The 8,242-nt window shown below is 60.6% G+C and carries 6 protein-coding genes and 2 pseudogenes; 6 read left to right on the forward strand and 2 right to left on the reverse strand.

The window, feature by feature from the left end; all coding sequences use genetic code 11:
* The first annotated feature begins 167 nt into the window (after window positions 1-167).
* Window positions 168-1,118: an IS481 family transposase gene (locus AC07Y4_RS32180; protein ID WP_159275185.1), complete on the forward strand. Its 951-nt coding sequence runs from the start codon at window positions 168-170 to the stop codon at window positions 1,116-1,118.
* Here the strand turns inward: AC07Y4_RS32180 and AC07Y4_RS32185 are convergent.
* Together AC07Y4_RS32185 and AC07Y4_RS32190 are read right to left on the reverse strand one after the other, a co-directional pair.
* Window positions 1,118-1,554 (reverse strand): annotated as a pseudogene (locus AC07Y4_RS32185) (transposase); the annotation flags it as partial. The gene AC07Y4_RS32180 and the pseudogene AC07Y4_RS32185 overlap by 1 nt on opposite strands.
* 389 nt (window positions 1,555-1,943) lie before the next feature.
* The gene (locus AC07Y4_RS32190) at window positions 1,944-3,434 is read right to left on the reverse strand and encodes a nucleobase:cation symporter-2 family protein (protein WP_159275186.1); all 1,491 of its coding nucleotides are present in this window, start codon (window positions 3,432-3,434) and stop codon (window positions 1,944-1,946) included.
* Between the two features lie 38 nt (window positions 3,435-3,472).
* Here AC07Y4_RS32190 and AC07Y4_RS32195 point away from each other — a divergent pair, with 38 nt between their 5' ends.
* The 5 genes and pseudogenes from AC07Y4_RS32195 to AC07Y4_RS32215 all read left to right on the forward strand — a co-directional run bounded on the left by AC07Y4_RS32195 (window position 3,473) and on the right by AC07Y4_RS32215 (window position 8,146).
* Window positions 3,473-4,024, forward strand: a complete 552-nt coding sequence (locus AC07Y4_RS32195; protein ID WP_159275187.1) for a hypothetical protein — start codon at window positions 3,473-3,475, stop codon at window positions 4,022-4,024.
* A gap of 150 nt (window positions 4,025-4,174) precedes the next feature.
* Window positions 4,175-5,296, forward strand: coding sequence for an ABC transporter substrate-binding protein (locus AC07Y4_RS32200; protein ID WP_159275188.1), 1,122 nt, complete (start codon window positions 4,175-4,177; stop codon window positions 5,294-5,296).
* Between the two features lie 584 nt (window positions 5,297-5,880).
* Complete coding sequence (locus AC07Y4_RS32205) at window positions 5,881-7,104, forward strand: porin (RefSeq protein WP_159275189.1); 1,224 nt, start codon at window positions 5,881-5,883, stop codon at window positions 7,102-7,104.
* A 244-nt stretch (window positions 7,105-7,348) separates the two neighbouring features.
* A pseudogene (locus AC07Y4_RS32210) lies at window positions 7,349-7,687 on the forward strand (IS110 family transposase); the annotation flags it as partial.
* 132 nt (window positions 7,688-7,819) lie between these two features.
* On the forward strand, window positions 7,820-8,146 hold the full coding sequence (locus AC07Y4_RS32215; RefSeq protein WP_235944320.1) for a hypothetical protein: 327 nt from the start codon (window positions 7,820-7,822) through the stop codon (window positions 8,144-8,146).
* Window positions 8,147-8,242 lie beyond the last annotated feature (96 nt).

The following is an 8,242-nucleotide window of genomic DNA, read 5'->3' on the forward strand; positions in this document are numbered from 1 at the left end:
GCCTTCTCGTTCCCATGAACCACCTCCGGTTTCATTTCACACCTTAACAAGGTGTCTTTGAAACCGGCAGCAGCCCAGCCCAATAGGTTGTTTCGGGTGTTCACCCGGAGAAGTTTTGAGAGACTGGAAATCGCCAAACCCCCAATCCACTCAAAACGCCGAACCGGATGAACACCCATAAGAATGCCCGATTGACGTACCTGCGCCGCCTGGAGATGGTTCAAGCCATCACTGAGCGTGGTGCCAGCGCACCAGATGCGGCTGCTTCGCACGGTGTCAGTGCTGTCACCGCCCGCAAGTGGCTGGCCCGATACCTGGCTGATGGCGCGGCAGGTCTACTAGACAAGTCCTCTCGCCTCGAGAAGTCACCCCGCGCCATCGAGCGTCATGTGGCCCTGGCCATCGTGGAGCTGCGCCGCAAGCTCTATCTGCAGGCGCGCATCGCCTCGTACATGGGCGTGTCCAGGGCGACCGTCAGCCGCGTGCTGCGTCGTGCCGGGCTGTCTCGACTGAGCGATCTGCGCCCGGACGAGCCGGTGCAACGCTACGAGCGCGACAACCCTGGCGAACTTCTGCACATCGACATCAAAAAGCTGGGGCGCTTCGACAAGGTCGGCCACCGCATCTCCGGCGACCGGACGCAGCGTGCCCGAAACGTCGGCTGGGACTTCGTCTTCGTGGCTGTGGACGACCATAGCCGCCTGGCCTTCACGCGGGTGTACCCCGATGAGACCAAGCTCAGCGCCCAGGCGTTCCTGCGGGCTGCCGTGGGCTACTTCGCGAGCATGGGCGTCACGATCGAGCGAGTGTTGACCGACAACGGCATGTCGTTCCGCTCGGGGCTGTTCGCTGAGGTATGCCTGGAGCTGGGCATCGGCCAGAAATTCACCAGGGCGTATCGCCCGCAGACCAATGGCAATGCCGAACGCTTCATCCAGTCCGCGCTGCGCGAGTGGGCCTACGGGGACGCCTACGCGAACTCAGGCCAGCGCCGTGCAGCCTTGCCTCAGTGGAATCACTTCTACAACTGGCACCGGTCGCACCACGGCATCAACCGCGTGGCCCCTGTCTCGCGTCTCTCGATGTCTCGCAAGAACCTCTTGACACTTCACAACTAGGTGGAGCTCGGGGTGGCGACGATAGTTGCGTCCACGATGGAGCCGTGCTTCACCGGCCGCCCCTTCCTGGCCAGGTGGGCGTTGACTTGCTTGAGGATGCCCTCGGCCAGATCGTTGGCCTCCAGCAGGTGGCGGCAGTTCAAGATGGTCGTCGTTTCTGGGATCGTCTCCAGACCGAGTCCGGCGAACGCGCGCAGCGAGGCGATCGTATGCAGGGCCTCTTCCATCGCCGGGTTGCTCAGTGCGAACCAGTTCTGCATCAGGTGCACGCGCAGTATGGCTTGCAGCGGGTAAGGCTGGCGGCCTGGCGGGGTTCGATGATCTTGAGTAGTGCCTTCCACGGCACCACCAGTTCCATCTCGCCAAGGAAGATTTCGCACCTCGTCTTCTTCCTTTTGCCCGCTTGCCCCGCATCCGCAAAATTGATCTGGCTCATCGCTCGTGCTCCTTTGGAGGGGGCAGCCATTCATGCACGAAGCGTGCTCTTGATTAGACCTCCCAATTCGAGTCGATTGACTCGGTGCGAGGGCGGCTCTTCGCAAAGCATGGCGATCAAGCCCATCTACAACGCTCATGCGTCGCAACATGCTGCCGCGGGTCTTCTGAACGCTGGCCCGGAAACTTGTCTTTGTGGGCCGTCAGGCTTGCGCGGTGGCGCATGCACAGCCCGCGATCGACTGCCTCCGAACGCGAGCGCCTGAGCTACCCGCTGATCGTGTGGCTCAAGCAGCGTCCTTGCTGCGGAAGAGCAAGTGCACGACTTTTCTTGTGACGCAGAGGGGCCGGCAGTCAGTCAGTGGCCAACCGACGTACGTGAAGACTGACTTAGTGCGCGTCGGCGTGCTTGGCCGCCGCGATCACGGCTTCCTCGTCGTGCTTCGCACCGTTGAGGAACAGGTTCAGCAGCACGGCGGTGATCGACGCCAGCAGGATGCCCGACTCGATCAGCGAGTGGATCGAATGCGGCATCCACTGCTTGAAGTTGGGGGCGATGAGCGGAATCATGCCGACGCCGATCGATACGGCGACGATCATGGCGTTGTGGCGGTTGGTCTTGAAGTCCACGCCCGACAGGATGCGGATGCCGGTGGCGGCCACCATGCCGAACATCACGAGGCCCGCGCCGCCGAGCACCACGGTGGGCAGCGACTCGACCAGCGCGGCCATCTTCGGCAGCAGGCCCAGCACGATCAGGATCACGCCGCCGGCCACGCAGACATAACGGCTCTTGATGCCGGTGACGGCCACCAGGCCCACGTTCTGCGAGAAGCTGGTGTACGGGAAGGTGTTGAAGATGCCGCCGATGAGCGTGCCCAGGCCGTCGGTGCGCAGGCCCTTGGCCAGGTCTTGCTGGCTGATCTTGCGGTCGGTCATCTCGCCCAGCGCGAGGAACATGCCAGTCGATTCGATCATCACGACGATCATGATGAGCGTCATCGTGAGGATCAGGATGGGGTCGAACAGCGGCATGCCGAAGTGGAAGGGCAGCACGATGTCGACCCACGCGGCCTTGCCGACCTTCTCGTAGGTCATGAGGCCGGTGAGCGAGGCCACCACCGCGCCGATCACGATGCCCAGCAGCACCGAGATGTTGGCGATGAAGCCCTTGGCGTACTTCACGATGAGCAGGATCGACACCAGCACCAGCGCGGCCACGCCGAAGCCCGAGAGGTCCGCGTATTTGGGGTTGGGCACGGTGGGCATGATGGCGAAGCCCTTGGGCACCGCAGGGATCGAGCTGCCCGGCGAGGTGACCTCGGCCAGCCACTTGGCGTACACCGGGTCGACCAGCGCGGGCGCCGTGGGGCCCACGGGGTTGCCGAAGATCCAGTTGATGCCCACGCGCATCAGGCTGATGCCGATGACCGCGATGATCGTGCCCGTCACCACCGGCGGGAAGAACCGCAGCATGCGGCTCACCAAGGGTGCGATCAGTATCGATATCACCCCCGCGCCGATGATGGCGCCGAACAGCAGCTGCGCTCCGTTCTGTCCGGGGTTGGCGTTGGCGATGGCGACCATGGGCGCCACCGAGGCGAAGGTCACGCCCATCATCACGGGCAGCTTGATGCCGAACCACTGCGTGGCGCCCAGCGCCTGGATCAGCGTGGCGATGCCGCAGCAGAACAGGTCGGCCGAGATCAGCAGCGCGACCTCGTCGGGCGAGAGCTTGAGCGCACGGCCCACGATGAGCGGCACCGCGACGGCGCCCGCATACATCACGAGCACGTGCTGCAGGCCGAGGGCCGCGAGCTTGCCCGAAGGCAGGCGCTGGTCCACGGGATGAACATTGCTGGAAAGGGAATCTGCCGTCATCGTTGTCTCCTGGCGCGGCGAGGGGAACGGGAGCAGTGATGCGCGTCGCAGAGCCGTCGCGCACACCAGTTGTGTACGCGAAACTGTATACAGTTTATGCGGCAATCCGGATTCAGATAAACCCGAATCGAAGACTTGCTGCACTGCCGCGCGCGGAACGAAGCTCTGGCCAACTGCGCCTTGATCCCATCGATCAGCATGGCGCCGTTCGCGACAACTTCATCTCACATGCTGGCTTTGCTTACTCTCAGTGCGAGCCTGCAGCAATGAACGTTCGAGTGCGCCAGTCCCAAAGCCTAGAAGTAGCCTTAACTGATCGTCCCTGTTCCGCAAGAGAGAGCGGGCTCTTATTTCTTTTTGGCGGCATACTCCAATGGTTTCGTGAGAGTTTCGCTCTCGAGCGGCTTCTTCCCGCGCTCGCGCCGCAGCTTGCTAACTTCGGCTCCGGCGGCAACCCATTAAAGATCAATAACTCGGCCGTTTCGGCAGGGATCGCAGCTATTGCCTTCGACGATCGAACTTGTGCCTCTGCAACTGGACGCTGGCAGCAACGCCTTCCTGCCGTGCAAGCTGGTTATGCGAAGTGGTAGTGGGTCGGCGAAAACCCTGATCTTTCAGACGGCTCGATGTTTCAAAATGATTCGACGGAGCTCTAGCCTCCATAGCGCGACGGCATCAGGAATGTCTTCCGTAGCGACTTTCCGCGGCGCGCGTTATCCCCTTTCAAAGTCGCCTCGAATATGAAACGTGTTCTTTCGTACGTATTTCTTGCGGTTGCAACGTCGGTTGTGCAAGCCCAAGGGGCGGCAGACATCGTCGTCGGTGCTAGCTTGCCGCTTTCTGGTCCGAACGCCGCTGCAGGGCATGAGGGATTGGCTGTCGCGCACGCCTATTTCGACATGGTCAACAAGGCTGGCGGAATCGATGGCCGCCGTATGATGCTTAAGACGCTGGATGATGCATTCGATCCCCAAAAGGCGGCGGAGAACGCTCGAAGTCTTGCTGAAGACAAGACGGTGGTGGCCATCTTCAACTGCTGGGGTACAGCCAGTTGTAGCGCGATGATGCCGATAATCACAGAACGCGAGATTCCCTTGATCACAGGAATTGCTGGTGGCGGGAAGATGCGCACGACTCCGGGGAAATTTGCCTTCAACCTGCGGGCGAGTACCGAAAGCGAAATCGCACGAATGATTGGCCAGATGGCCGTCGTCGGCCAAACCAAGCTGGCGGTTGTCTATCAGCGAGACTCGTTCGGTCAGAGCGCCTTGGCTTCCGCCCAAGGCATATTCGCCAACAAGGGAATCCAGCCAGCGGGCGAGTACGCCCTCGAGCCTGACGGTAACAATGCGGCGATGATCGTTGATTCCCTGGGTACGGCAGGAGTGCAGGGAATCATTCTTTTAGCCTCTCCGGTGTCAACGGTGGCGCTCATTAAACTGGCGCGCAAGTCTGGCGTGAGCGTTCCGTTCTATAACTTGGCGGCACAGGCGAACGCAAAAGTCGCCGCAGACCTTGCAGGTCACATCAATGGTGTGATCTTCGCAACACTGGTGCCTAGTCCTTGGCGCGCCACGATCCCCGTCGTACGCGAATACCAGACGGCTTACACCGCTGCGACCGGGAAGACTGACTATTCCTATTTGGGACTGGAGGTTTTCATCAACGCGAAACTGCTCGTCGATGGCCTACGTCAGGCTGGGCGCAGCGTGACTCGGAGCAGTCTGGTGACAGCTCTCGAAACGATGGATTCCAAGTTGTACTCCGATCAGATGCAGATCAAATATGGGCCGCGTCTTCGAAGTGGGTCGGGCTATGTCGGGCTGACGATCATCAGCCAGTCTGGACGATTTGTCGAATAAGAGGGGCTAAGAGTGCTGTTGCGTGGCCCTGATTTGGGCGGGGCGCCCCTTCCAATAGATGGAGCTAGACTCCGTGTAAGGTCTCGGGTGCAGCCAAGCTGATGAACCTATTGAGGCCCCAATGCTTTTGGCCAGCACGATCGTTTGCCGGTCGAGGCCGCATGTCGTCCCGCACCCGCCTCCCTGACTTGCTCTTCCGCCGAGCTTACCCAAACTTTCGCCTAGTAGTGTATTGGGGCCGACCACTCAAGGTCTTCCATCAATACCTTTAGATTCCAGAAGTGCCGACGACCGTGACTCTACCAGCCACGTTGGCCTGATGGTGCCTTGCGATGAGGCGCGTGAAATCGGAATCCTCCGACCGAGCAATGTTCCCTTGCACCGACTGGTGTCGCTCCTGCGCAACAAAACTACTCTCCCTTGAACATTTCCGATGAATTGTTTTGCCCTGCCGCAGCGGCTCTGGTGCAATAGCATCAACTTCCCAAAAGGAGGTTGGCCCGGGGTCCGGTGGGAGCACTAAGTGCCAGTCACGGTGAGCCCTTCGCACCGGAGCCCTATGTTTAACCTTGGAGAAACTTGCAATGAAAAAATCTCTAGTTGCTCTGGCTGCCCTGGCTGTTGCCGGTGTTGCCTCGGCTCAGTCGTCCGTCACGCTGTTTGGTGTGGTCGACGCGTCGATCAGCGGCTACTCGTCCACCTCGCGTGACCTGAACGGCGCCACCTTCCTGAACCCGTTCTACCTGAACAAGGGCAGCGTCAAGGTCAGCCGCACAGCGTTGGCAAATGGGGCGTACAACTCCAGCCGTCTGGGCTTCCGTGGTACGGAAGACCTGGGTGGTGGCCTGGCCGCCAGCTTCTGGCTCGAAGCCCCGATCACCAATGATGACGGTGCAACTGGCGTTTCGACGTTCGGTCGTCGCTCGACCGTGAGCCTGTCGGGCGGTTTCGGTGAAGTCCGCCTTGGCCGTGACTACACCCCGACGTTCTGGAACGACACCGTGTTCGATCCGTTCGGCACTGTCGGCGTGGGCACCAACCTGATCTCGACGGCCAGCGGTTTCAACACCACCGGCGGTGCAGGTGGTTTCGGTGGCAACCCCAACTACGTTCGCGCAAGCAACAGCATCGGCTACTTCCTGCCCCCGAACCTGGGCGGTTTCTACGGCCAAGTGCAGTACGCGTTCAGCGAAAAGGACAAGTACAGCCCTGGTCTGGCTACGCCTAACGTCGCGAACAACTCGCGCACCGGCCGTTACGTCGGTGGCCGTTTCGGCTACGCCAACGGTCCTGTGGACGTCGCACTGGCTTACGGCAGCAGCACTTCGGGTGACCAGTTCTACGCTGGCGTGACCAACAAGGTCAACACGCTGAACCTGGGCGCTTCGTACGACTTCGGTCCCGTGAAGCTGTTCGGTGAAGTGTCGCGCGTCAAGAACAAGGTCGACTACGAAGTCACCCCCTTCGTCGGCGCTACGCCTGACACCGACCTGACCGGCTACCTGCTCGGTGTGACCGTGCCCGTCGGTGCTGGCCTGATCCGTGCCGCTTACTCGTCGGTCAAGTACGACCTGAACCAGCCGCAAGTGCTGTTCCAGCCGCGTATCGCTGACCCGAAGGCCAACAAGCTGGCTATCGGCTACGTGCACAACCTGTCGAAGCGCACGGCTCTGTACGCTACCGTTGCTCGCGTGAGCAACAAGAATGGTGCAGCCCTGACCGTTGGCGGCCCGGCTTTCATTCCGAACGCAGTCTTCACCCCGAAGACCTCGACCGGCTACGACTTCGGTATCCGTCACGCTTTCTAATTTGATGCTGGCGCAAGCCAGCTTCGAATCGAAAAACTAAAAGCCACCATGCGAAAGCTTGGTGGCTTTTTTATCGTGCGCCCAACATGAGCGCGATCCTAGAGATGCAAGTCCCTGCCGCGAGCAGACCACAGCGAGCGAAGCGCAATGTAAGCAATGGGATGAACGCCCTCCACCCGTAACGGCATCGAAGTGCCAAGTGGAGATGTTGATCAACCACTTGAACTGGACAAGGGCGTGCACCATGGAGCTTGCGACCGTTGTCGACTTTGTCAAAAAAGTGTTTCAGGTCCACGGAATCGACGAGCATGGCAAGGTGCTCGCAATGAGGCAGCCTCGCTGGGACCAGATGAGGACATTCTTTGCCAACCTGTCGCCGTGTCTATTTGGTGTGGAGGCTTACGACAGTGCTCACCACTGGGCACGCAAGCTGCTGGCAGCAGGCATACCGTGCGCCTGATGGTCCCGTAGTTCGTCAAGCCCTACGCCAAGACCAACAAGAATGATGCAGCCGACGCCGACGCCGTTTGCGAGGCAGTCGGTCGACAGAGCATGTGCTTCGTGCCCGATCAGAAATGCTGAGTAGCAGTCAGTGCTGGCGTTGCACCGGGGTGCGCCAGGGGCTGTGAAGGCGCGCTCGCAGTTGCACATGGGCCAACTGGTGCAATACTGAGACTGGGGCACCGGCAAGCTACGTCAGGCTTGCATCGCGGCGATGAAGGACCGGCAGGTCACTCTGCTCGATGAGCAAAGCAAACAGCGCTTCAACGTTCTGTACGCGGCAGTTGTGCCGGTCGATGAGCAGCAGGCAGGCCAGTCGCCCTCAACGGCACCTGCCGCACCACTGAGGCCGCCGCAGGAGATCCGTCACAAACCGGAATTCCTCGTCGGCCAGCGCGTGAGCTTCACCGACCAAAGCCTCAAGCGCCACGTCGGAGAAATCGTTCGGATCAACCAGCGCACAGCCACGGTTCACTGCCATGGTCGTGCATGGCGCGTGGCGTTCGCTCTGCTTCAACACGTCACAGACGTCACGTCCTAAATGGTCGAGCCGTCAACAACGTAAGCGTGGCCTCAAGGCCCTCTGGCGAGACGACACGAGCATGAGCAGGATCGCCTGATCGTGCTCACACTTGGA

Source organism: Variovorax sp. GW460-12-1-14-LB1, assembly GCF_059423605.1.